The organism is Burkholderia pulmonis, from assembly GCF_984667975.1.
This window is the reverse complement of the sequence record NZ_OZ480187.1, coordinates 1,810,413-1,834,207: the sequence shown is the minus strand read 5'-3', so window position 1 is coordinate 1,834,207 and position 23,795 is coordinate 1,810,413. Positions and strand designations below refer to the sequence as shown.

21 protein-coding genes are annotated in these 23,795 nt (G+C 68.7%); 9 read left to right on the top strand and 12 right to left on the bottom strand.

Going from position 1 to position 23,795, the window contains the following annotated elements; translation table 11 throughout:
• Positions 1 to 34: 34 nt before the first annotated feature.
• The 8 genes from AC5LXK_RS24980 to AC5LXK_RS24945 form a co-directional block, all read right to left on the bottom strand.
• Positions 35 to 901 carry an MOSC domain-containing protein gene (locus AC5LXK_RS24980; protein WP_493391363.1) on the bottom strand — a complete coding sequence of 289 codons (867 nt, stop codon included), beginning with the start codon at positions 899 to 901 and terminating at the stop codon, positions 35 to 37.
• 89 nt (positions 902 to 990) lie between these two features.
• A complete protein-coding gene (locus tag AC5LXK_RS24975) occupies positions 991 to 1,944 on the bottom strand; it encodes an ABC transporter substrate-binding protein (protein WP_493391362.1) in 954 nt (317 codons plus the stop codon).
• Between the two features lie 34 nt (positions 1,945 to 1,978).
• Positions 1,979 to 3,160 (bottom strand): c-type cytochrome, encoded by a 1,182-nt coding sequence (locus AC5LXK_RS24970; RefSeq protein ID WP_493391361.1) that lies wholly within the window; start codon positions 3,158 to 3,160, stop codon positions 1,979 to 1,981.
• Between the two features lie 50 nt (positions 3,161 to 3,210).
• Entirely contained in the window at positions 3,211 to 4,026 is an 816-nt protein-coding gene (locus AC5LXK_RS24965; protein ID WP_493391360.1) for an ABC transporter ATP-binding protein, read from the bottom strand.
• Entirely contained in the window at positions 4,020 to 5,111 is a 1,092-nt protein-coding gene (locus tag AC5LXK_RS24960; protein ID WP_493391359.1) for an ABC transporter permease, read from the bottom strand. The genes AC5LXK_RS24965 and AC5LXK_RS24960 overlap by 7 nt, the downstream gene beginning before the upstream one ends.
• A gap of 4 nt (positions 5,112 to 5,115) precedes the next feature.
• Positions 5,116 to 6,150 (bottom strand): ABC transporter substrate-binding protein, encoded by a 1,035-nt coding sequence (locus AC5LXK_RS24955; protein ID WP_493391358.1) that lies wholly within the window; start codon positions 6,148 to 6,150, stop codon positions 5,116 to 5,118.
• Positions 6,151 to 6,180: 30 nt separating this feature from the next.
• On the bottom strand, positions 6,181 to 7,020 hold the full coding sequence (locus tag AC5LXK_RS24950; RefSeq protein ID WP_493391357.1) for a class II aldolase/adducin family protein: 840 nt from the start codon (positions 7,018 to 7,020) through the stop codon (positions 6,181 to 6,183).
• Positions 7,021 to 7,043: 23 nt separating this feature from the next.
• Positions 7,044 to 8,129 carry an LLM class flavin-dependent oxidoreductase gene (locus AC5LXK_RS24945; RefSeq protein ID WP_493391356.1) on the bottom strand — a complete coding sequence of 362 codons (1,086 nt, stop codon included), beginning with the start codon at positions 8,127 to 8,129 and terminating at the stop codon, positions 7,044 to 7,046.
• A 214-nt stretch (positions 8,130 to 8,343) separates the two neighbouring features.
• Here AC5LXK_RS24945 and AC5LXK_RS24940 point away from each other — a divergent pair, with 214 nt between their 5' ends.
• Complete coding sequence (locus AC5LXK_RS24940) at positions 8,344 to 9,678, top strand: acyl-CoA dehydrogenase family protein (RefSeq protein ID WP_493391355.1); 1,335 nt, start codon at positions 8,344 to 8,346, stop codon at positions 9,676 to 9,678.
• A gap of 61 nt (positions 9,679 to 9,739) precedes the next feature.
• Here AC5LXK_RS24940 and AC5LXK_RS24935 read toward each other — a convergent pair whose 3' ends face one another.
• Complete coding sequence (locus AC5LXK_RS24935) at positions 9,740 to 10,714, bottom strand: LysR family transcriptional regulator (RefSeq protein ID WP_493391354.1); 975 nt, start codon at positions 10,712 to 10,714, stop codon at positions 9,740 to 9,742.
• 17 nt (positions 10,715 to 10,731) lie between these two features.
• Between AC5LXK_RS24935 and AC5LXK_RS24930 the strand changes: the two genes are divergently transcribed.
• Positions 10,732 to 11,298: a cysteine dioxygenase family protein gene (locus AC5LXK_RS24930; protein WP_493391353.1), complete on the top strand. Its 567-nt coding sequence runs from the start codon at positions 10,732 to 10,734 to the stop codon at positions 11,296 to 11,298.
• Positions 11,299 to 11,403: 105 nt separating this feature from the next.
• Entirely contained in the window at positions 11,404 to 13,029 is a 1,626-nt protein-coding gene (locus AC5LXK_RS24925; RefSeq protein ID WP_493391352.1) for a rhodanese-related sulfurtransferase, read from the top strand.
• Positions 13,030 to 13,090: 61 nt separating this feature from the next.
• On the opposite strand, the gene AC5LXK_RS24920 is transcribed toward AC5LXK_RS24925, so the two are convergent.
• Entirely contained in the window at positions 13,091 to 14,236 is a 1,146-nt protein-coding gene (locus AC5LXK_RS24920; protein WP_493391351.1) for a glycerophosphodiester phosphodiesterase, read from the bottom strand.
• Between the two features lie 375 nt (positions 14,237 to 14,611).
• On the opposite strand from AC5LXK_RS24920, the gene AC5LXK_RS24915 reads away from it, so the two are divergent.
• Both AC5LXK_RS24915 and AC5LXK_RS24910 read left to right on the top strand, forming a co-directional pair.
• Positions 14,612 to 15,676 carry a phytoene/squalene synthase family protein gene (locus AC5LXK_RS24915; protein WP_493391350.1) on the top strand — a complete coding sequence of 355 codons (1,065 nt, stop codon included), beginning with the start codon at positions 14,612 to 14,614 and terminating at the stop codon, positions 15,674 to 15,676.
• A 477-nt stretch (positions 15,677 to 16,153) separates the two neighbouring features.
• Positions 16,154 to 17,374, top strand: coding sequence for a porin (locus tag AC5LXK_RS24910; protein WP_493391349.1), 1,221 nt, complete (start codon positions 16,154 to 16,156; stop codon positions 17,372 to 17,374).
• A 135-nt stretch (positions 17,375 to 17,509) separates the two neighbouring features.
• On the opposite strand, the gene AC5LXK_RS24905 is transcribed toward AC5LXK_RS24910, so the two are convergent.
• The gene (locus tag AC5LXK_RS24905; RefSeq protein ID WP_006479143.1) at positions 17,510 to 17,947 is read right to left on the bottom strand and encodes a carboxymuconolactone decarboxylase family protein; all 438 of its coding nucleotides are present in this window, start codon (positions 17,945 to 17,947) and stop codon (positions 17,510 to 17,512) included.
• Positions 17,948 to 18,041: 94 nt separating this feature from the next.
• Entirely contained in the window at positions 18,042 to 19,526 is a 1,485-nt protein-coding gene (gene pdxR / locus AC5LXK_RS24900) for a MocR-like pyridoxine biosynthesis transcription factor PdxR (protein ID WP_493391348.1), read from the bottom strand.
• 499 nt (positions 19,527 to 20,025) lie between these two features.
• On the opposite strand from pdxR, the gene AC5LXK_RS24895 reads away from it, so the two are divergent.
• From AC5LXK_RS24895 to AC5LXK_RS24880, 4 genes are all read left to right on the top strand, one after another.
• The gene (locus AC5LXK_RS24895; RefSeq protein ID WP_493391347.1) at positions 20,026 to 20,712 is read left to right on the top strand and encodes a type 1 glutamine amidotransferase domain-containing protein; all 687 of its coding nucleotides are present in this window, start codon (positions 20,026 to 20,028) and stop codon (positions 20,710 to 20,712) included.
• A 141-nt stretch (positions 20,713 to 20,853) separates the two neighbouring features.
• Positions 20,854 to 21,963: an NADH:flavin oxidoreductase/NADH oxidase gene (locus AC5LXK_RS24890; RefSeq protein ID WP_493391346.1), complete on the top strand. Its 1,110-nt coding sequence runs from the start codon at positions 20,854 to 20,856 to the stop codon at positions 21,961 to 21,963.
• Positions 21,964 to 22,104: 141 nt separating this feature from the next.
• Complete coding sequence (locus AC5LXK_RS24885; protein WP_493391345.1) at positions 22,105 to 23,175, top strand: AI-2E family transporter; 1,071 nt, start codon at positions 22,105 to 22,107, stop codon at positions 23,173 to 23,175.
• 213 nt (positions 23,176 to 23,388) lie between these two features.
• Positions 23,389 to 23,763, top strand: coding sequence for a hypothetical protein (locus AC5LXK_RS24880; RefSeq protein WP_493391344.1), 375 nt, complete (start codon positions 23,389 to 23,391; stop codon positions 23,761 to 23,763).
• The last annotated feature ends 32 nt before the right edge of the window (positions 23,764 to 23,795 follow it).

Genomic DNA, 23,795 nt, shown 5'->3' with positions numbered 1-23,795 from the left:
GACGATGCGGGATGGCAAAGGGCGGCTGCGCGGCTCAGTCGCCGAACCCGATTTCCGCTTCGACCGGCTGGCCGATTTCGAGCCATGCACCGGCGCCTTCGACGACGATCGCATTGATGCCGAACGTCAGCGCATCGTCGTAGTTCGGGTTCGCGCGATAGGTTTGCATCGTGTCGCTCGGCTCGTTCGGCCATGCCGGATCGGGTGCGCCGGTGACCTGGTCGATCGTCGGCATCGGGCAGCGCGTGCACAGCTTCACGAGGCGCAGCCGCACCGGCGTCGTGCCGTCGGTGTCGAGGTGCTCGACGAAATCCTCCTCGTACGCATCGAGATCCGACACGACGATGTTCGGGCGGAAACGGTTCATCGGGATCGTCGGCGCGCCTTTCGCGGCGAGCCGTGCGTTCAGGTCGTCGAGCGACGACTGGCCGATCACGAGCAGCGGATAGCCGTCCGCGAACTGCGTGTGCGTATCGATCTCGCCGGTCCACTTGCGGTTGCAGCCACGGCGCGAGTCGGCCCCGAAGCGCGCGAGCTTCGTCGGCATGCCGAGGAATTCGGTGAGCCATGCGGCCGTTGCGGCGCCCGTATCGACCGCGTCGACGGTGTCGCGCCAGATGGTCGCGGCCATCTTCGGCGTGGCGGGCGATGCATCGCCGTCGAGCGGCGTACGGATCTCCGGCATGCCCGGCGCGTTCAGCACGAGCGCATCGTGGTCGAGCGCGGTGCGGATCAGTGCGAGGCGCGGGTGCGTGCGCTGCGTGACCATCATCCCGTCGGGGGTGGTGATCAGCCAGTGGCGGTCGTACGCGAGACCGGTTTCGAGCAGTTGCGCACGCGTCAGCGCGATGCCGGCGCAGGATTTGATCGGATAGACGAAAAGTTCGGTGATGGCTGGCATGACGCTGGCTGAACGCGAGGTGGTCGAATCGCGATTGTGCCAGATCGTGCCGAAGCCGTTTGGGCGGTTGCGTATCGCCGTACGGCCGGTTATGCGAGCGGAAAGCCGGGGTCGAACGTCGTGCGGACGTCGAGCGGCTGGCGCAGCAGCCCGGCCTTCAGGTAGAAGTCGGCCGTGCGCTGCTGTTCGGCGATCACCGTTGCGTCGATCGGCAGCCAACGCGTGTTGCGGCGCTCGAACTGCAGCTTCGCCGCGGCCGGCGGAATGCCGATGATGCGTGCGAGCGCGGCCGAGTACGCGTCGACGTGCCGGTACGACCAGGCCTGCGCGCGCACGACGCGCCGCAGGAAATCGTGCAGCACGTCGCGCTTCGACGCGATCGCCGCGTCGGTCGCCGCGAGATAGCTGAGGCCCGACCACAGCCCGCGGCCATTGACCAGCACGCGCGCGCGACCGCTCGTTTCGGCAAGCGCGGTATAGGGCTCCCACGTCGCCCACGCATCGATCGACCCGGTGGCGAGCGCAAGCATCGTGTCGGCCGGCGGCAGGAACCGGAACGACACCGCATCGGGCGGCAGGCCGGCCGCGTCGAGCGCCTTCAGCGTGACGAAATGGCCGATCGAACCGCGCGTGGTGCCGATGCGCTTGCCCTTCAGGTCGGCCGCGCCTTTCAGCGCGGCGCCGGGCTGGACGAGCACGGCCGTGCCGTACGGATCGGAACGGTTCGCGCCGATCACCTTGATGCGGGCGCCCGATGCGAGCGCGAAGATCACCGGCGCGTCGCCGATCGGCCCGCAGTCGACGGCCGCCGCGTTCAGGGCTTCGGCGAGCGGCGCGGCGGCCGGGAACTCGGTCCACGAAATGTCGTACGCGAGGCCGTTCAGTTCGCCGGCTGCTTCGAGCAGCGCGCGCAGCCCGCCTTTCTGGTCGCCGGCGCGCAGCAGCGGCCGTGTGCCCGATTGCGCGCGCAGTGCGGCCGGCGCGGCGGCGATCGTGGCGAGGGCGCTCGCTTGCGCGAGGAAATGGCGTCGGGTCGGATTCATCGTGAAGTTCGGTCGGAACAAGGGTTCGGGGAGGTCAATGCGGGAGTCCGGCCTGCACGTCGCGCACGGGTTCGGTGTCGACGCGCAGCAGCAGGGCGGTCAGCGCGTCGCCACCGGCGGCTGACGCAGCCGGCCGGGCGGCTGCATCCGAGCGGCACAGCAGGTCGGCAGCCGACCAGCCGGCGCTGCCCGGCAATGCGCGGGCCCGCAGCCAGCCTCGACGATCGGCGAGCAGTTGCGTGCCGCCGAGCGCGTCGGGCGCGACGCCGGCAATCGTCGCGAACGCGCGCCACGCATCGGGCGTTGTCGCGACGCAGTTCGCACGCGTGGCGGTCGAGGGCGCCACGGACGCGCCCCGTTCCGTCACGAGCAAGGTTTGCCAGCGCGCGTCTTCGGGCGGCGGTGTCGCGCCCGGCGCGAGCGCAACGATGCGCACGCGCTGGCCTTCGCGCCAGCGGTCGAGCGATTGCGGCGCGGCGTCGCCGCAGCGCACGTCGAGCGCCGGCAGCGGGACGGGCACCGGCCATGCGCCTTCCGCCTGCGCGCCGCTGCCCGCAGCCAGTGCCTTCAGGTAGTCGAGCACGGCCCATGTGTCCTGCGGGCCGAGCGTCGTGGCGAAGCCGGGCATCGTCGATGCGCCGTGCTCGTCATGCGTGCCGTGCCGTACGCGCCAGAACAGTTCGCCATCGAGGCGACGGGCGAGCAGCGTGCCGGCGAAGGTCGGCGGCCAGTGCGCGAGCGTGGCCGCGAGCGGCCCTTCGCCGCGCCCGTCAGCGCCGTGGCAGGCCGCGCAATGCTGCACATACAGGTGCGCGCCGCGCATCACGTTCGATACGGCAAACGGTGCGGGATCGCGCTGGAAACTGGTCGGCACGGCGGGGGCGAGCCACAGCGACGACGCGGGCCACGGCGCGAACCATGCGACGGCCAGCGCGGCGATCGCGGACCGGAATCGCCACTTGCGCGAAACGAGCGCGACGCAGGCGAGCACGAAGGCCAGCGCCATCACGCCGCAAGCGAACGCGAGCTGGCGCGTCAGTCCCGCGTCGATCCGAAGCGTTTCGAGTGCGATGCGGTGTGGCCACGGCCATGCGGCCTGGCCATCGGCGTCGTCGGCCAGGCCGACTGCATGCAGCACGTGCGCCAATGCGATTTGCGCGCGATACAGCAGTTGCAGGAATGCGATCGCCCAGTCGGCGAACGGCGGGGCATTCATCGCACGCGTCTCCGCCGTGCGGCAACTGGACGTCGAACGGCGCCTCGCATCTACCAGCTCGCGTCGAGCCCGAGATGCCGCAGCGCGTCGTGGCGCAATTCGGCGAGGCGCGGATCGCCGCGATGGCGCGGGTAGGGCAGGTCGACGTGCAGTTCGGCGACGATCCGTGCCGGGCGCGGCCCGAACACGATCACGCGCTGCGCGAGGAACAGTGCTTCCTCGACATCGTGCGTGACGAGCAGCGCGGAAAAACCGTCGCGTTGCCACAGCGCGGTCAGCTCGGCCTGCATCGTGAGCCGCGTCAGCGAATCGAGCTTGCCGAGCGGTTCGTCGAGAATCAGCAGGCGCGGATCGTTGACGAGCGCGCGGGCGAGTGCCACGCGCTGCGCCATCCCGCCGGACAACTGATGCGGGAACACGTTAGCGAAGTCCTGCAGCCCGACGCGTGCGAGCGCATCGTCGACGCGATGCTGCGCGGTTCGCGCCACGCCGCGCGCTTCTAGGCCGAGCGCGACGTTCGCGCGCACGCGCCGCCACGGGTACAGCGTCGGATCCTGGAACACGACGATGCGCGACGGATCGGGGCGTTCGATCGGCACGCCGTCCTGCGCGATCGTGCCTTGCCGCGCGGCGTCGAGCCCCGCGACGAGGCGTAGCAGCGTCGATTTCCCGCAGCCGCTCGGGCCGAGCAGCGCGACGAATTCGCCGGCCGCGACCGACAGCGCGACGTCGTCGAGCACCGGCAGCGGGCCGCCGGGGCCGTCGAACGCATGGCTCACGCGGCGGATGTCGATGCGCGCGCCGCGCGGCGCGGTGGCGACCGGTGCAGCGGCCACGGACGGTTCGAGTACGGCGGCGCCTACCATTTGACGGTTCCTTTCTGCCATGCGAGCACGCGGTCGCGCACCGCGAACAGCAGCGCGATCAACCCGGAAAACAGCAGCGCCATCACGATCAGCGCCGCATACATGTTCACGTACGACGCCCAGCCCTGCGCCCAGCTCAGGTACCAGCCGAGCCCCGACTTGACACCCATCATCTCGGCGACGACCAGCACCGTGAACGATGCGCTCAGACCCATGAAGATGCCGACGAACACGTGCGGCAGCGCGGCCGGAATCGCGACGCGCAGCACGAGGAAACGCGCGTTCGCACCGAGCGTGCGCGCGACGTCGTAGTACTGCTTGTTCACGCTCGCGACGCCCGACCACGTGAGCACCGCGACCGGGAAGCCGGTTGCGAGCGCGATCAGGAACGCGGCGGCCGAATAGCTCGACGGGAAGAAGTAGAACGTGAGCGGCAGCAGCGCGGTGGCCGGTACGGGGCCGAGCACGCGCAGCACCGGATGCACCCAGTAGCCGATCCGGCGCGACCAGCCGATCGACACGCCTACCGCGAAGCCGACCGTGACGCCGTACGCGAACCCGAGCGCGAGCAGCTTCAGCGTGTTGCCTGCGCTGCCCAGCAGGCGCGGCCAGTCGTCGACGTAGACCTCGATCAACGCCTGCGGCGGCGCGAAGAACGGCGTCGGCAGCCAGCCGGTTTTCGCGGTGACGATTTCCCACGCGGCCAGCACGAGCGGCAGCGCGACGAGCCACGGGCCGGCCGGGCGCACGCGCGCGAGCCGCGTGCGGGTCGCGGGGACGAGATGGCCGAGCGTCGCGGCGGCGAGCAGCAGCGCGGCGATCGTCCACGCGGCCGTTCCGAACGTGTCGGTGTACGCCCAGTCGCTGAAGCCGACGATGCGGTTCGGCCACAGGTGCGTGAGCGCGCCGAGCGCCGCCCACGCGAGCGCGGCGGCGGTCCCGGTCGGCCAGGTGCGGGCACGGCGGGCCTCGGCGGCCAGCGTGGCTTCGCAGGGGGTGCAAGCGATGCGCGCGGATGCGCCGGAACTGCCGCCGGCAGGTGTCGCGGCGGTGCGTGTGGTGGACGCGTGTTCGATCGTCGACATCGGGTTACCCCAGTACGTTCGCATAGACCTGCTGCGCGAAACGCTGCGGGTCCGTGCTCTTTTTAAGCACGCTGATGCGGCGGAAGTCGTCCGCATAGAACGCGATTTCCTGCTGCAGGTCGACGTTGGTCGGGTGATGCGTGTAGGTGAGCGTCGCGTACAGCTTGCGCAGGTCTTCCGGGCTGATCTTCGGCGAGTACTTCGCGAATACCTTCGCGGCTTCGTTCGGGTTGTCGTGCGTGTACTCGGTGGCCTGCACGATCGAGCGCGCGAGCGCGGCGGCCGACGGCCGGTCGTTGCGCACGAGGTCACCGCGTGCGCCGATCACGCAGCACACCTTGCGTGCGTATTCGCCGGACAGGTTCGTCGCGAGTTCCGTATACGCGCCGTTGCTGCGCTTTTCGAGCAGATAGAGATTCGGGTCGCCGTCGGCGATCGCATGGATCTCGCCCTTGTCGACCGCGACGCCGAGCAGGTCGGCCGGATACTGCCGCCACGTGATGTCGCGTTCGGGATCGATCCCGTTTTTCGCGAGCAGGATCGAGAAGAAGTGCTTGCCGGGCGCTGCCAGATCGCTGACGCCGACCGTCTTGCCCTTCAGCGCCTGCAGCGTCGTGACGCCGGCCGCCTTCGCGCCGAGCAGCCGCACGCAGCCGCCGTGCGAGCTGCCGATGATCTTCACGTCGAAGCCGGCTTCGAGCGGCTTCAGCCAGCGGTGGATCATCCCGACCGCCGCATCGGCCTTGCCGGTCGCGATCGATTCGAGCAGCTGGTCGGTCGATCCGCTGTAGTTGATCAGCTCGACTTTCAGGCCGTTCTTCTCGAAGAAGCCGCGCTCCTGCGCGACGACGATCGGCGTCAGGCAGAACGCGTTCTGGTTCCACGCGAACGTGAGCTTCTTCAGCGGCGGCGCGGACCAGGCCTTGCGGCCGAGCGTGATCGCCGGCACGGCGAGCGCGGCGGCGCCGGCCGCGCGCAGCAGCCGGCGGCGTTGGTCGTCGTGCGCGTTGGCCGGCGCGGGTGCGGTGGTGTGGGTCATTGTCTGGTCTCCGGTCGTGCGGAAAGGCGCTCAGTCGAGCAGGTCGGGTTCGTCGGCGACGACGCGCGCGAACAGGCTGTCGAACGCATGCAGCGCACCGTCGGGGCCGCCGATCTGGCCGTGCGTGTGGCGCGCGGTGGCGTGATCGATCGGCTGCGGCGTGCCGGCCGCTTCGGCCAGCAGCTGCGTGTGCGCGGCGTTGTCGAGCGCGATGTACCACCACGCGGCGGCCTCGACCGTCGGGCCGGCCGTCAGGATTCCGTGATTCTTCAGGATCACGCCCTTGTGCGTGGTGCCGTCCGGCTTCGCGAGCGCATCGGCGATCCGTGCGCCTTCGCTGGTGTCGACGACCATCCCCGTGAAGTCGTCGAACAGCGCGTGATCCTCGTAGAACACGCACGCGTCCTGCGTGAGCGGATCGAGCGGGCGGCCGAGCGTCGACCACGCCTTGCCGTAGGTCGAATGCGTGTGCGCGGCGGCGACGACGTGCGGATGGGCTTCGTGGATCGCCGCATGGATCGCGAACGCGGCCTTGTTCAGCGGCCGCGTGCCGATTGCGGTTTCGCCGCGCGCGTTCACGAGCAGCAGGTCGGACACCTTGATCTGCGAGAAATGCACGCCGAGCGGATTCACCCAGAAATGGTCGGGCAGCTCCGGATCGCGTGCGGTGATGTGGCCGGCGAGGCCCGACGCGAAGCCGAAGCGCGCGAACAGGCGGAACGCGCCAGCGAGCTTCTCCTGCCGGTGGCGGCGTTCGGCGGCGACGTCGATGCGCGGTGAGGTCGGGTCGAACCAGAAGTGCTGACGCGGGGCGTCGGCGAGCTCGAGGCCCGATGCCGTGCGGACAGGCGAGGAAAGGACAGCGGACATGATGGCGGGTGGCTCCGTTGGGCTCAGGCGGCGCGGCGTGCTGCGTCGCGTGCGGCGACGGCGCTGCGCACGCGCGGAATCAGTTCGCGGCCGTAGTCGATCGCGTCTTCCAGCGGGTCGAAGCCGCGGATCAGGAAGGTCGTCACGCCGAGGTCGTAGTAGTCGAGCAGCGCGTCGGCGACCTGTTCGGGCGTACCGACGAGCGCCGTCGAGTTCGAGCGCGCGCCGGTGAGCTTCGCGATCTCGGTCCACAGCCGCTTGTCGACACGCGAGCCGCGATCGGCCGCGGCCAGCAGGCGGCGCGCGCCTTCGCTCTGCTGCGGGCCGCCGGCGCCGAGGCCGGCCGCTTCGCGCAGCCGGCGCGTTTCGTCGAGGATGCGATGCGCGCGCGCCCACGCTTCGTCCTCGGTCGCGGCGAGGATCGGCCGGAACGATACGGAGAAGCGGACCTGGCGGCCGTGCTTCGCCGCTTCGGCGCGCACGCGTGTCGTCAGGTCGCGCACCTGGTCGAGCGATTCGCCCCACAGCGCGTACACGTCGGCATGCTTGCCGGCCACCGCGAGCGCGGCTTCCGATGCGCCGCCGAAGTAGATCGGCACGTGCGGCTGCTGGAACGGCTTCACTTCCGAGAAACCCTGCTTGAACCGGTAGTGCGCGCCGTCGTGATCGAACGGCTGCGCTTCGGTCCAGATCCGCCGCAGGATGCCGAGGTATTCGTCGGTGCGCGCATAGCGCGCGTCGTGGTCGAGGAAATCGCCGTCGCGCTGCTGCTCGCTGTCCGAGCCGCCGGAGATGAAGTGCACGGCAAGCCGGCCGCGGCTGAACTGGTCGAGCGTCGCGATCTGCCGCGCGGCGAGCGTCGGCGCGGTGAAGCCCGGGCGATGCGCGAGCATGAAGTGGATGCGCTCGGTCGCGGCCGCCGCGAACGCGATCGTCAGCGTCGCCGACGGGCCGGTCGAGTGATGCGGCACGAGGATCCGGTCGAAGCCGGCCGTTTCGTGGGCGCGCGCGAAGTCGCGCACGTAGTCGGGATCGACCACGGGGCCGGACGCCGGGTGAATCTCCGACTGCTTCTGGCTCTGGATCATGCCGATGAATTCGACGCTCATCTGGGTCTCCGGTGCAGGAACGGCCCGGCATGCGGCCGGGCAGGAATGGAGCGCAGGTTAACGCCGGGATCATGCGAAACGGAAATAATCAATCCCGATTTGAATATCAGATTTGCATGGTTTGGGTCGATATGCGTTGCGCATACGCTGTGGGCTCGTGAATGATCGGGCGCGCGTTGGCGCCGTGTCCGCACTACCCAGGGAATCCGTCTCGATGTCCGTCAGCCTTGCCGCTTCCTCGCCGCTTCCGCAGCCTGCGCTGCGCCTCCTGCCCGCCGACGGCGTCGACGGCGCGAACGACGCGCGCGTCGCCGCGCTGCTCGATCGCCTCGCGCCCGAACTCGCGGCCGACGCGGCCCGCAACGACGTCGACGGCCGCTTTCCGCACGAGAACTTTGCGCGGCTCCATCGTGCGGGGCTGATCGCGCAGGTCGTGCCGCGCGAGCATGGCGGCGCCGGTGCGACGCTTGCACAGGCGAGCCGGATCGTCGCTGCCGTCGCGCGTGCCGATCCGGCGACCGCGCTGGTGCTGACGATGACGTACCTGCAGCATCGCGCGCTCGGCCGCGCCGACAACCGCTGGCCGGCCCAGGTGCGGCGCGCGGTGTTCGACAGCGCGGTCGCGCACGGTGCGCTGATCAATGCGCTGCGCGTCGAGCCGGCGCTCGGTTCGCCGTCGCGCGGCGGGCTGCCGGCGACCATCGCACGCCGCGACGGCAACGGCTGGCGGCTGTCCGGCCACAAGCTCTACAGCACCGGCATTCCGGCACTGCGCTGGCTGGCCGTGTGGGCGCGCACCGACGAGCCGGAGCCGCGCGTCGGCGTGTTCCTCGTGCCGCGCGACCGCGACGCCGATGGCGATCGCATCCGCGTGATCGAAAGCTGGAATCACCTCGGCTTGCGCGCATCGGGCAGTCACGAAGTCGTGTTCGACGATGCATGGCTGCCGGCCGATCACGCGGTGGACGTGCGTGCGCCGGAAGCATGGGCCGTGTCGGCGGCGACCCATGCGGACGCCGACGCACAGGCCGACCAGCAGGCGTGGATGGTCGCGCTGCTCGGCAGCCTGTACGACGCGGTGGCGCGCGCATCGCGCGACTGGCTGGTCGGATTCGCGACGACGCGTGCGCCGAGCGGGCTCGGTGCGCCGCTCGCGACGCTGCCGCGTGTGCAGGAAGCGGTCGGCGAGATCGAGGGCTGGCTGCACACGAACCGCGTGCTGCTCGACGATCACATCGCGCGCACCGACGCGGGCAATGCGCCGTCGGCGACGACGAGCGGCCTCGTCAAGCGCACCGTGACCGAGCAGGCGATCCGCGCGGTCGAGCAGGCGTTGAAGCTGTCGGGCAACCACGGTCTGAGCCGGGGCAATCCGCTCGAACGTCACTATCGCGACGTGCTGTGCAGCCGTGTACATACGCCGCAGGACGACGCGATCGCGGTGGCGGCGGGGCGGGCGGCACTCGACGCGGTACGCGCGGGTGAAACGAAGCTCGAGGCAGGAGACGCGTCACGCAGCGAGATCGATCACGATCGACCCGATGCGTGAGCGGGGCACGGATACCGTGAGTGGAAACAGGGCGGCGGGAGGCGGGTGCCGCCCCGCCGGGTCAAGCGGCCTTGCCGTGCGATTGCTCGGGCATCGCGAACGCCGCGCGCGCATGCGCGGCAACGGCCGCGAGCGGCGCATCGAGGCGGGCCGCGTCGTGCCGGCGCAGCAGCCACAGATCGATCTGCGGCTTGAAATCGGCGAGCGGCACGATGTCGAGCGCCTCGCGCAGCGGGCTGCCTTCGACGAGCGGCAGCGGCATGAGCCCGATGCCGAAGCCGTTCGCGACGCTCTGCAGTTGCAGGTCGCGGCCGTAGGTGTCGAGCGTGACCGGCATCGGCAGGCCCTGTGCGTCGAGCGCGCGCCGCAACCCCGCGCGAAAGCCGCAGCCGTCGGGATTGAGCACCCAGCCGCGCGTGTGGCAATCGGCGAGCCGGTAGCTGCGGCGCGGCCAGTCGCCCTTGCGGCCGACCGCGACGAGGCGCGTGGCCAGCAGCCGTTCGCCTTCGACTTGCGCAGGCAACACCATTTCGCGTGCGAGGAACACGAGCGCGGCATCGAGCTCGCGGCGTGCGATGCGTTCGACGAGCATACCGCCCCAGGCGGTCGTGACTTGTGTCGCGAGTGCGGGCCACTGCGCGGCGAGTGCCGCGATGAGTGCCGGCAGCATCAGCTCGCCGAGCCCCTGCGTGAGCCCGATCCGGAATGCGCCGGCGGGCGGCTGCTCGCCGGCCGTCAGTTCGCGCAGCGCATCGACCTCGCGCAGGATCGCACGACACTGCTCGAAGACCTGCCGGCCGATGTCGGTCGGACGCGGCGGCTTCGTGTTGCGGTCGAGCAGGACCACGCCGAGCGCTTCCTCGAGATTCTGGACGCGCCGCGTGATCGCGGGCTGCGTCATCCCGAGCTCGGCCGCGGCCTGGCTCAGGGTCTGGCAGCGGACGACCGCTGCAAAAGCGTCGATATCGCTAATTTTCATGTTTGTTCTGCATGGTCTTTCGGGTGCATCATGACGATCCATCATATTCGGCATCATATTCGAGGAGACAGCCGATGAGTACGCTTTCGTTGCAACAGACGCCGCTGCGGCCTTTCGTCGACGGCCTGGGCGTGCTGCTTGCGTCCGGCGCGAACGAGGCGCGCATTCTCGACGAAGGCGGCGCGCTGCTCGCCGCGCTCGTCGAACACGACGACTGGTTGCCCGACGCGTTCGCGCAGCCCGATCCCGAGCGCTATCGGCAATACCTGCTGCATCTCGACCCGGACGAGCGGTTCTCGATCGTCAGCTTCGTGTGGGGGCCCGGCCAGACGACGCCGATCCACAACCACACGGTGTGGGGGCTGATCGGGATGCTGCGCGGCGGCGAGTTCTCGCAGCCGTACCGGTTCGACGCGGCGGGCAGGCCGGTGCCGGCCGGCGATGCCGTGCAGTTGGCGCCGGGCGAGGTCGAGGCCGTGTCGCCGCGCATCGGCGACGTGCATCGCGTGACCAACGCGTTCGCCGACCAGGTGTCGATCAGCATTCACGTGTACGGTGCGAACATCGGCAAGGTCGAGCGCGCCGTGTTCCTGGACGACGGCACCGTGAAGCCTTTCGTGTCAGGCTATTCGAATGCCTGATGCGGAGCACGCCGGTGCGCACCGTCGCACGCATGCGCCGGCAGGCCCGGCATTGATCCGTTCCGCTTTCTTCACCGACTTCAACGCATTCAACACAGAGACATCGTGACGCAATCCGCCGATTCCAATACCCGCTTTCCCGTCGCGTCGTACCAGGATGTACGCGCGCGCCTGCTGGCCCGCGACGAGCTCGCGCTGATCGACGTACGCGAGGAAGATCCGTACGCGCAGGGCCATCCGCTGTGGGCCGCCAACTTTCCGTTGTCGAAGCTCGAACTCGATGCGTGGACGCGGATTCCGCGTCGCGACACGCCGATCGTCGTGTTCGGCGAAGCGGGCGGCGAGGATCTCGCGCCGCGCGCGGCCGCGAAGCTTGCACAGCTCGGTTACACCGACGTTCGGCTGCTCGACGGTGGCCTCGCCGGCTGGCTGGCGGCCGGTGGCGAACTGTTCATCGACGTGAACGTGCCGAGCAAGTCGTTCGGCGAATGGGTCGAGGCCGAGCGCCATACGCCGTCGCTGTCCGCGCAGGAAGTCCACGCGCTGATCGACGCGAAGGCCGATGTCGTGATCGTCGACGCGCGCCGGTTCGACGAATACCAGACGATGAACATCCCGACGTCGACGAGCGTGCCGGGTGCGGAACTCGTGCTGCGCGTGCGCGCGCTCGCGCCGGATCCGCGCACGCAGGTGGTCGTCAATTGCGCGGGCCGCACGCGCAGCATCATCGGCACGCAGTCGCTCGTCAACGCGGGGCTGCCGAACCCGGTCGCGGCGCTGCGCAACGGCACGATCGGCTGGACGCTCGCGGGCCAGACGCTCGAGCGCGGCGCCGCGCGCCGTTTTCCGGACGAGATCGATGCGACGCAGCGCGCCGACGCGCGCCAGGCTGCACGCGCGGTGGCCGAACGTGCCGGCGTGCCGCGCATCGCGCTGGCCGACGTCGCCGCGCTCGACGAGCCGGGCCGCACGCTGTACCGCTTCGACGTACGCACGCCGGAGGAATATGAAGCCGGCCACCTGCCGGGCTTCCTGAGCACGCCGGGCGGCCAGCTCGTGCAGGAGACCGACCATCACGCGGCCGTGCGCGGTGCACGGATCGTGCTGGCGGACGACGACGGCGTGCGCGCCGACATGACCGCATCGTGGCTCGCGCAGATGGGCTGGGACGTCCGCGTCGTCGAGCCGGCCGGTGCGGCGGCGTTCGGCGAACGCGGCCAGCCGCCGCGCGACGTGCCGGCAACGCCGCCTGCGACCGACGTGTCGCCCGCGACGCTCGCGGGCTGGCTGAAGGAAGCGGCGCCCGGCGAACTCGCGATCGTCGACGTGACGGTCAGCGCGAATTACGTGAAGCGCCATATTCCAGGCGCGTGGTTCGTCGTGCGTGCGCAGTTGCGCGATGCGCTTGCTGCGATCCCGCCCGCGAAGCGCTATGTATTCACGTGCGGATCGAGCCTGCTGGCGCGGTTCGCGGCGGACGATGCGCGCGCGCTGCTGCCGGCGTCGGCCGACATTTCGGTGCTGACCGGCGGTACGGCCGCGTGGATCGACGCCGGGCTGCCGCTCGAAAGCGGCGAGACGCACCTCGCATCGCCGCGCGTCGACCGCTACCGCCGCCCGTACGAAGGCACCGACAACGCGGCGGCCGCGATGCAGGCGTATCTCGACTGGGAATACGGGCTGGTCGACCAGTTGAAGCGGGACGGCACGCACCACTTCAACGTGATCTGACCGCTACGGTGCAACCGGGTGCGGCGCGTGCGTCGTGCGCCGCGCCCGGTCGGCGTGCGGGTCAGCGCTTGAACGTATCGACGGCCGTGCGGCCGACGGCCGGATCGTCGGTGAAGAAGCCGTCGATGCCTGCGCGCAGGTAGGCCTGGATCTCGCGCACCGAGCCGGCCGTGTTGCGCGCGGCCGGCGTGCCGCTGTCCTTCAGCGACGCGGGCAGGAAGTTGTTCTCCGGGCGGAACGTGTACGGATGGACGACGAGGCCGGCCTCGTGCGCATAGCGCACGTACGGCGTCGGCTGCTGCAGCGTGCCGTCCGCGGCAACCGCGATGATCGACGTCTTGTAAGGGCCGACGCCGTTCGCATAGGTCGCGATCTCGCGCATGCCGTCGCGCGTCGACAGGTCGCCGTAGGTGCGCTTGTCGTTCGCCTTCACGAAGTCGTACGGACGCTGGCCGGCTTCGTCCATCAACTGCACGAGCTTCCAGTTCGGCTGGCTCGACCTGATCCGGTTGCGGATCGTCTTCAGGTTCGCGACTTCGAACGACTGGATGTAGACGGTCGCCGTGCGCGACGTGTACGTATCCTTCAACAGCGCGTCGACGAGACGGTCCTCGAGCGGCAGGTTGATCGACTGGAAGTAGGTCGGGTGCTTGGTTTCCGGATACAGGTGGATCGTGCGGCCGGTCTGCGCGGACATCTGCTTCGCGAGCGCGACGATCTCGTCGAACGTCGGGATCTCGAACTGGTCGTTGTACGCGGTGTTCGCGGGGCGGACCTGCGGAATGCGTTCGCGCGCCCGCAGCGTCTTCAGCTCGGCCAGCGTGAAATCCTCGGTGAACCAGCCGGTCAGCTGCGCGCCGTCGATCGTCTTGGTCGCCTTGCGGCTCGCGAACTGCGGCAGTGCCGACACGTTCGTCGTACCCGAGATTTCGTTCTCGTGGCGCGCGACGAGCACGCCGTCGCTGGTCGACACGAGGTCGGGCTCGATCACGTCCGCGCCGTCCTCGATCGCCTTGCGGTACGACGCGAGCGTGTGTTCGGGGCGCAGCGCGCTTGCGCCGCGATGGCCGACCACCTGGACCTTCGCGGAAATCGGCTGCGTGGGATCGGACGCCAGGTCGTCGTCGCTGCCGCACGCGGCGAGCAGGAACGCGGCGGCGCAGGCGAGCGGGACGTAGCGCAGGGAGGTCGGGCGCTTGAAGAGCATGTCGATGAACCTTCGAAACGGGAGTCGGAAAAGGGCGGTCGCTCCGGCAGCACGGCGGTGGCGCCGCGCCGCGCGGAATCGAACGGTGCGCGATCGTCGCACCGAATAATTACATATGTATTACTTGTGCCTTTCCATTGTGTTCTTTGAGGGCGCGATGCGTGCGGGAAGGGCATCGGCGGCGGTCTCGCGTGCACCGCACGCCGGCCGTCGCAGGCAGGCCGCACGCCGGATGCACTAAACTTGCGGGACTTTTGCATCGCCGCGCCGGGGCCAGACGCACGCCTGGCACGACGATGCGGCGACTCGCGGCCGGCGCGGGCGCCCGGCGCCCGCGTGCGTCCGGGGCCCGCGCCGGCCGATTTTTCCCGACCCATGACGACTCGAACCGATTCCGCCTTTCTGCTCGGCGACCTGCTGAAGAACGTTTCCCGCTCCTTCTACCTGACGCTGCGTGTGCTGCCCGACGGCATGCGCGACCCGGTCGGCCTTGCGTACCTGCTCGCGCGCGCGGCCGACACGATCGCCGATACCGCGCTCGTCGCGCCCGATCGACGGGCGGCGCTGCTGACCGACCTGCGTGACGACATCGAGCGGCTCGGCGACGGCGCGGCGCTGTCGCGTTCGCTCGAGGACGTGACGCGGATGCAGACCGATTCGCACGAGCACGTGCTGCTTGGTTCGATGGAGCCGATGCTCGCGCTGCTGCGCGCGCAGCCCGACGCGGACCGCGCGTCGATCCGCAAGGTCGTCGCGACGCTTACGTCGGGGATGGAATTCGACCTGCGCACGTTCCCGGACGAGCAGTCGGGGCAGGTCGCGTCGCTGCCGACGGGCGATGTGCTCGATCGTTACACGTACCTCGTGGCCGGCTGCGTTGGCGAGTTCTGGACCGACATGACGGTCGCGCACACGCGCGCCGCGCGCCACTGGGATCTGGCGGACATGCGCGAGAAGGGCATCCGTTTCGGCAAGGCGCTGCAGATGACCAACATCCTGCGCGATTGCGCGAAGGACCTGCGCATCGGTCGCTGCTATCTGCCGGACGACGTATTGGGCGCGCACGGACTTAGCGTGGCCGACCTGATGCAACCGGGAGCGTCGGCGCGCGCGCGTGTCGTGCTGGACGACCTGCTGCGCGTGACGCTCGACCAGTATCGCGACGCATGCCTGTATACGCTCGCGATTCCGCGCCGTTTCGTGCGGCTGCGGCTCGCGTGCCTGTGGCCGATCATGATCGGCCTCGAAACGCTCGAACTGCTGGCCGGCCACGATGCGTGGCTCGACCCGGCGAAGCCGGCCAAGGTGCCGCGCAAGCGCATCTACCGGATCATGGCATCGTCGCTCGCGCTGGTCGGCTCGAACGCGGCGATCCGGGCGCGCATGGCCACACTCGCCGATGCGGTGGCCGCGCGGCTCGCCCGCCCGGCATCGCGCTGAACGTTGCCGGCGCGTCGCGCCGGCAACGCATCTCGGCCCGCGTTCGCCGGGCCGTTTCCTTCCGATCTCCCGCCCGCCGACTGAAACGTTTTCATGATTTCGCTTCCCGAAATGTGGGTGTCATGAATGTCAGCGATCCTGCGCGGCGGCGTGAATCGCGGCGTCAGCTGCGATCGCGCATTTGTAAGATGATTTTTTGCCGAAGGCGTCTGACGACATCGGACAGTCGCGTTGCACCAGTAAAAATGTAAAGCTAGGGTTTTCACCGGGAAATGCCGGAAAGGCCCGCTGCGCAAGCGTTTCAAGGTGTTACGTAACCGCTTGGTGAACCCGCGCGTTGCGTCGATCATACGATGACCGACTGCACATGTTGGGAAACAATTGGTAATCCGTCAGAATCGCGTCGGCATGTACTCGCACATGTGTCAGTCATAAAACCACACCAGAAAAGAAACATTCTTTGAGGACGGAGAATCAATGAAAAAGCGCGTCGCTTTCGCCATGACGGCAGTGGGCCTTGCAGCCGCTACCGCCGCCCACGCCCAGAGCAGCGTGACCCTGTACGGTATCGTCGACAACGGTCTGGCATACCAGAACAACTCGTCGGCCACCGGCGCGACCACGGGTGGTCACTCGAAAGTGCAGATGTCCACCGGCGTGTGGGCAGGCAGCCGCTTCGGCCTGAAGGGCAGCGAAGATCTCGGCGGCGGCACGAAGGCGATTTTCCAGTTGGAAGCCGGCGTCAACACGGCTAACGGCTCGTCGCAGTGGACCAACGGCATCTTCACGCGTCAGGCGTGGGTTGGCCTGACCAACAACGCGTACGGTACGCTGACGGCCGGCCGCCAGTACACCGCGTACTACACGCTGCTGTCGCCGTACAGCCCGACGACCTGGCTGACCGGCTATTACGGCGCGCACCCGGGCGATATCGATTCGCTGGATACCAGCTACCGCGCGAACAACTCGCTCGTCTACATGTCGCCGAAGTTCTACGGCTTCACGGTCGGCGGTTCGTACTCGTTCGGCGGCGTCGCAGGCGCGACGAACCGCGGCTCGACGTGGAGCGCGGCGATCCAGTACCTGAACGGCCCGGCAGGCATCGCGGTCGGCTACCAGAAGGTCAACAACTCGACGCTCGGCGGCGGCGCGTGGGGCGCGAACTCGACGGTCCAGAACGGGCTGAACGCGACGGGTACCAACGGCGTCGAGCCGGCGGTGTCGTCGATCAACAACGGCTACCAGTTCGCGCAGTCGCAACAGCGCCTGGCCGTGACGGCGGGCTACCAGTTCACGCCGTCGTGGGACATTTCGGCGTCGTACTCGAACGTTCAGTACATTCCGGGCACGGGTTCGGGCTTCCGGAACACGGCGATCTTCAACACGGCAGGCGCCGTGCTGCACTGGAAGGCGGCGGCTCAGTGGGATTTCGCAGCGGGCTACTCGTACACGGCGGCAACGCAGTCGAACGGCATCACGAGCTCGGCCAAGTACCATCAGGTCACGCTGTCGCAGTACTACAGCCTGTCGAAGCGCACGGGCCTGTACGCAGTTGAGGCTTACCAGCACTCGAGCGGCAACACGCTGACCCCGACGGGTGGCATCATCGCTGCAACGACGTCGATCGGCGACGGCGTGGGCGCAGGTTCGAAGCAGAACCAGATCGGCCTCGGCGTCGGCATGATCCACCGCTTCTGATGTCGCGCGGCGCGCGAGCGCCGCTTACGGCATGCGGTATGAAAAAGCCGGCCTTCGGGCCGGTTTTTTCATTTCTGCGCGAATCACGTGCAAGACGTGCCGAGACGGAGCAGGGAGCGAACCATCGTCGCCTCCTTACTCGGGCATCTTGCGGAACGCGATCGCGAAGCGGTTCCACGAATTGATCGTCGCGATCAGCATCGACAGGTCGAACAGTTCCTCGTCGGTGAAATGCGGCTTCACGGCTTCCCAGACGGCGTCGGGCACGTGGTTGCTGGCCACCAGCGTCAGTGCCTCGGTCCACTCCAGCGCCGCGCGTTCGCGTTCGGTGAAGAACGGCGTTTCGCGCCACGTGACGACGGTCGCGAGGCGGCGGTCGGTTTCGCCGCCCTTGCGCGCGTCGGTCGTGTGCATGTCGACGCAGAACGCGCAGCCGTTGATCTGCGACGCGCGCAGGCGGACGAGTTCGGCGAGCGGCTTCTCGATCGAGCTTTTCGCGAGGAATTCCTCGGCGTTGCGCATTACCTTGATCGCATTCGGGCTGGCGGCATAGAAGTTCAGGCGCGGTTGCATGGCAGGTCCTTTTTCGGTGGGTGCGCCGGGTGGCGCGACAGGACCCACTTTAAGATGCGGACTGGCCCGCTTGAATATCCAATTTTGTGGAAATTCAGGTAACCAGTGTCGGTACGCCGGCTACGCCCGAACCCAGCATTCCGGCCAGCTTCGCGAGCGCCGTATCGATGCGCAACGCGTCGATGCCGCCATAGCCGAACAGCAGCCCCGCGCGAACCGGCACGCCGACATTGAACGCCGAGATTCCGTACAGGCCGATGTCCTGCGCACGGGCTGCCCGGACCAGCGCTGCTTCGTCGAGCCCCGGCTTCAGGTACGCGGCGAGGTGGATGCCGGCGGTCGGCACGATCGCGTCGAACCACGGCGCGAGTTCGCCGCGCAGGTGCGCGATCAGCATCTTGCGGCGCGCGTCGTAGTGTTTCTGCGCGCGCTTCAGGTGCCGTGCGAAATCGCCTTCGAGCATGAAGCGCGCGAGCGCCGCCTGCGTCAGCGTGCAGGTGTGCCAGTCGACGATCTGCTTCGCCTTGGCCAGCGCGCCGCGCAGCGCACGCGGCGGAATCGTGTAGCCGATCCGCAGTTCGGGAAAGATCGTCTTCGAGAACGTGCCGACGTACGCGACGAGGCCCGTGCGGTCGAGGCTCTTCAGCGATTCGACCGGCCGGCCTTCGAAGCGGAATTCGCCGTCGTAATCGTCCTCGATGATCACCGCGCGGCGGCGCTGCGCCCATTCGAGCAGTGCGACGCGGCGATCGAGCGTCATCGGCATGCCGAGCGGGAACTGGTGCGACGGCGTCACGTAGACGAGGCGCGCATCGTCGGGCAGCCGTTCGGTGACGATGCCGTGCGCGTCGACCGGCACGCCGATCACCGTCGCGCCGAGCGATGCGAACACGGCGCGCGCAGGCGGATAACCGGGATCCTCGACCGCGACGACGTCGCCGGGCCGCACGACGACACGCGCAAGCAGGTCGAGCGCCTGTTGCGCGCCTTGCGTGACGAGCACGTCGTCCCAGCTGCAGGCGACCGCACGACTGAACGCGACATAGCGCGCGATCGCACCGCGCAACTGCGGATCGCCGGCCGGATCGTGGTACTGGGCGGGGCCGCGCGCCTGCTGGCGCAGCCCGTGATGCAGGCAGCGCCGCCACGCGTCGAACGGGAACAGCGCCTTGTCGGTTACGCCGCCGCGAAAGTCGAAGCCGGGCGAGTCCTGCGGTGCGGGCATCGAGAGCGCGTCGGGCAGGTCGTTCCACAGTGCGCGTGCGTCGACCGCGTCGATGCGCGGCGTGTGCTCGACGATCGACGGCGCCGACATTGCCGCGGCGTGCGGCACGCGCGCGAGGCCGTCGGCGACGAACGTGCCGTCGCCCGCACGCGTCTTCAGGTAACCCTCGGCGACGAGGCGCTCGAACGCGTCGAGCGTCGTCTTGCGCGATACGCCGAGCTGTTTGGCGAGGTCACGCGTCGACGGCAGCCGCGCACCGCCTGCGAGGCGCCCGTCGACGATCGCGGTGCGCAATTGCCGGAAGATTTGCCCCGCCAGGTCGTGACGGCCTTCGATGCGGATCGCGATGTCCATCGCAGTGGTTACCTTGATTGGTGTGATTTTGTGCTGATTAGCATACCGGAAGCCGGCGTCTGCGACGGTGGTGTAGGGCGCTTCCGGGCGTGGCGGAGTCCGGCGTTCGTTGTCGGTGAAGGCGCGACCCCCGGAGCCATGCCGCGAAACCCATGCGGATGTCAGGGTCGAATTTACGTTTACTAGACGACCGGTCTAATCCGGGGATATCATCCGCTCCGACGAATACGACGGCATTCGTCACCCGGACGCGAAACTGCCACACGCGGCCGGGATGCTGATGGTACGCCGGCGATGGTTCACCGAAGGGACGCCGACGCGCGTCCTTTTTATCCCGGTATCTAGACGACTGGTCTAATAGACGGGTGAAAATTTCCGGGCACGTCGGCGCGCGCAAGCAGACTAACCGGCAGGCGCGCCGTATCCGGCACGCCGCGTGCTCGATGCAGGCCGCGGCGCGTCGCGCCACCCGTTCCCTATTTCGAAGGAGTGTCCGATCATGAAGATTCTGGTTGTCCTGACCTCGCACGACACGCTCGGCGACACCGGCAAGAAGACCGGCTTCTGGCTCGAGGAACTGGCCGCGCCGTACTACACGTTCAAGGATGCGGGTGTCGAGCTGACGCTCGCGTCGCCGAAGGGCGGCCAGCCGCCGCTCGACCCGAAAAGCAGCGATCCGGCCGCGCAGACCGATGCCACGCGCCGCTTCGAAGCCGACGCGGCGGCCAAGGCCGAGCTCGCGTCGACGCACAAGCTGACCGACGTATCGGTGGACGACTACGACGCGGTGTTCTACCCGGGCGGCCACGGCCCGCTGTGGGATCTCGCCGAGGATCTGCATTCGATCGGCCTGATCGAGCGGGCGCTCGCGGCCGGCAAGCCGGTCGCGGCCGTCTGCCACGCGCCGGGCGTGCTGCGCCACGTGAAGAACCCGAAGACCGGCGAGTCGGTCGTGCGCGGCAAGCGCGCGACGGGCTTCACCAACAGCGAGGAAGCGGCCGTCGAACTGACCGAAATCGTGCCGTTCCTCGTCGAGGACATGCTGAAGACCAACGGTGCGGAGTTCGAGCGCAGCGCCGACTGGGCGCCGCACGTCGTCACCGACGGGCTGCTGATCACGGGGCAGAACCCCGCGTCCTCCGAGCCTGCCGCCGAGGCGCTGCTCGCGAAGCTCGGCCGTCAGTAACCGCATGGCGCCGGCCGGGCCGGCGCCGTTTCCTCTCCGTCGCCGGGCGCAGCCGACCCGCCGACGGCCCGAATCGTTGTGCCGCGCGCACCGCGCGGCGCATTTCCAGTCGTTTTGCAGAACCAAGCAAAGGAGTCGTGGATGTCTGCCCTGTTCGAACCGTTCAAACTCAAGGATGTCACGCTGCGCAACCGCATCGCGGTGCCGCCGATGTGCCAGTACGTCGCCGAAGACGGCGTCGTCAACGACTGGCATCACGTGCATCTGGCGAGCATCGCACGCGGCGGCGCGGGCCTCGTGATCGCCGAGGCGACGGCCGTGTCGCCGGAAGGGCGCATCACGCCCGGCTGCGCCGGGTTGTGGAACGATGCGCAGGCCGAAGCGTTCGCGCCGTCGGTCGCGGCGATCAAGGCGGCCGGCTCGGTGCCCGGCATCCAGATCGCGCACGCGGGCCGCAAGGCGAGCGCGAACCGTCCGTGGGAAGGCGACGACCATATCGCCGACGGCGATCCGCACGGCTGGCCGACCATCGCGCCGTCGGCCGTGCCGTTCGGCGCGCACCTGCCGAAGGTGCCGCGTGAAATGACGCACGACGACATCGCCCGCGTGCAGGCCGATTTCGTCGCATCGGCGAAGCGTGCGCGCGACCTCGGCTTCGAATGGCTCGAACTGCACTTCGCCCACGGCTATCTCGGCCAGAGCTTCTTCTCCGTGCATTCGAACCAGCGCACCGACGAATACGGCGGTTCGGCCGACAACCGCGGCCGCTTCCTGGTCGACACGCTCGCGGCCGTCCGCAAGGTCTGGCCGGAGCATCTGCCGCTGACCGCGCGTCTCGGCGTGATCGAATACGACGGCCGCGACGAAGAAACGCTCGCGGAATCGATCGCGCTCACGCAGCGGATGAAACAGGCCGGGCTCGACATGTTGAGCGTGTCGGTCGGCTTCTCGACGCCCACCGCCCAGATTCCGTGGGGCCCGGCGTTCCTCGCGCCGATCGCCGAGCGCGTGCGCCGCGAGGCCGGGCTGCCGGTGTCGTCCGCATGGGGGATCGACACGCCGCAACTGGCGAATCGCGTGGTTGCCGAAGAACAGCTCGATCTCGTGATGGTCGGCCGCGCGCATCTGGCCGATCCGCACTGGCCGTACTACGCGGCCAAGCAGCTCGGCGTCGAGCGTCCGTCGTGGACGCTGCCTGCGCCGTACGCGCACTGGCTCGAGCGCTACCGGATCGCCGACAAGGTGGCCTGAGCGGGTGTGTCGACGTAGCGCCGGGGCGGCCTGCGCATCGCGCGTGGCGCCGCCGATCCGGCGCCGATGGATAGAATGGCGGTTCGTGCAGGGCAGGTTGCCTTGGACGAACCGCCATTTTTTCATTTCAACAGAGGTGCCATGGGCGCACATGTCCCGTCGTCTCACGATTCCGCCGCGCGGCCGCGTGCACAGCAGATCGCCCGCATCGCGCTGTATGCGGTGCTGCTGGTGCTCGCGCTGTGGGTGATCCGCGATTTCCTGCCTGCCATTGCCTGGGCCTGCGTGATCGCCATCGCGATGTGGCCGTTGCTGAAGCGCTTCGAATCGCACCGGCTGTTCCGCGACCGGCCGACGCTGATCGCGACCGTCATCACGGCAGGGATTTCACTGCTCGTCGTGCTGCCGGTGGCCGTTGCGGCCAGCCAGGCGATCGCGCAGGCGCATGACCTGCGCGAGTGGCTGCACACGATCCAGGACAACGGCATTCCGTTGCCGGACGTGGTCAGCCGTTTGCCGTACGGCTCGGCGCAGATTACCGAATGGTGGCAGGCCAATCTCGGCCATCCGCTGCATGCGGCCAGCGCGATGCACGGCGTCAACAGCGAGAAGTTCATCGCGTTCGGCCGGCAGTTCGGCACGAAGCTCGCGCACGGGCTGCTCGAATTCGGGTTCATGCTCGTCACGCTGTTCGTGATCCTGCGCGCCGGCCATAAATTATCGGGCGCATTGTTGCAGGGGGCGCGACGCGCGTTCGGGCGCAACGGTGCGGAACTGATCGAGCGCATGGTCGCGGCCGTGTTCGGCACGGTGACGGGGCTCGTCGTCGTCGGGCTCGGCGAGGGCGCGCTGCTCGGCATCGCCTACGCGTTCGCGGGCGTTCCGCACGCGGCGCTGCTCGGGCTCGTCACGGCGGTGGCCGCGATGCTGCCGTTCTGCGCGCCGATCGTGTTCTGTGGCGCGGCGCTCTGGCTGTTCGTGCAGGGCGCGACGATGTGGGCCGTCGCGGTGGCGGTGCTCGGGTTCATCGTCGTGTTCATCGCCGAGCATTTCGTGCGGCCGGTGCTGATCGGCAGTTCCGCGCGGCTGCCGTTCCTGCTCGTGCTGTTCGGCATCCTCGGCGGCGCCGAGACGTTCGGCCTGATCGGGCTGTTCGTCGGCCCCGCGCTGATGACGGTGCTCACGATGCTGTGGGCCGAGTGGATCGCGTGACGATGCGTGCCGCTGCGTCGATGCGATGGTTCGACGCAGCGCGAGCAATGCGCATGCAACGCCGGCGCCGGCTGTAACGGTCAGGCTTGCGCGGTGGCCCGCAATCCATGGATTCGTATACGGATCTCTACATTTCTTTTCGATCCGAACCCAAAGGTCTAGTAGCATGGGGCTTTCGATCACGCCGGCATGGCGCAGCAGATTTTCCCAAGCATGCGATTGATTCCGATGTCCCGTCCCGCGGCAACGCTGTCCCTGGCCGCCAGCTGCCTGATGTTGCACGGCTGCGCGTGGTTCGACCCGTGGCTGCCGTTCTCGTATTCGCGCACGCCGCTCGCACGGGCCGCGGCGCGGCATGGCGCGACGCGTGCCGATGTCGTCCGCGCCGCCGGCAACCCGCGCAGCGTCTGGATGGTCCGCAACGGCAGCGGCGTCTGCTACAACTACTTCATCGAGCACGGTAACGATCACCGCGCTTACTTTGTCGTGTTCGACAAGGCCGGCGTCGTCACGCGATACGGCTTCGATTCCTGCATGGATGCCGACCGCAAGGGCACGCTCCAGCCGGGCAAGGCCGCATCGCGCTAGCGCGGCGGCGCGCGGCGCACCTGCGCAACGCG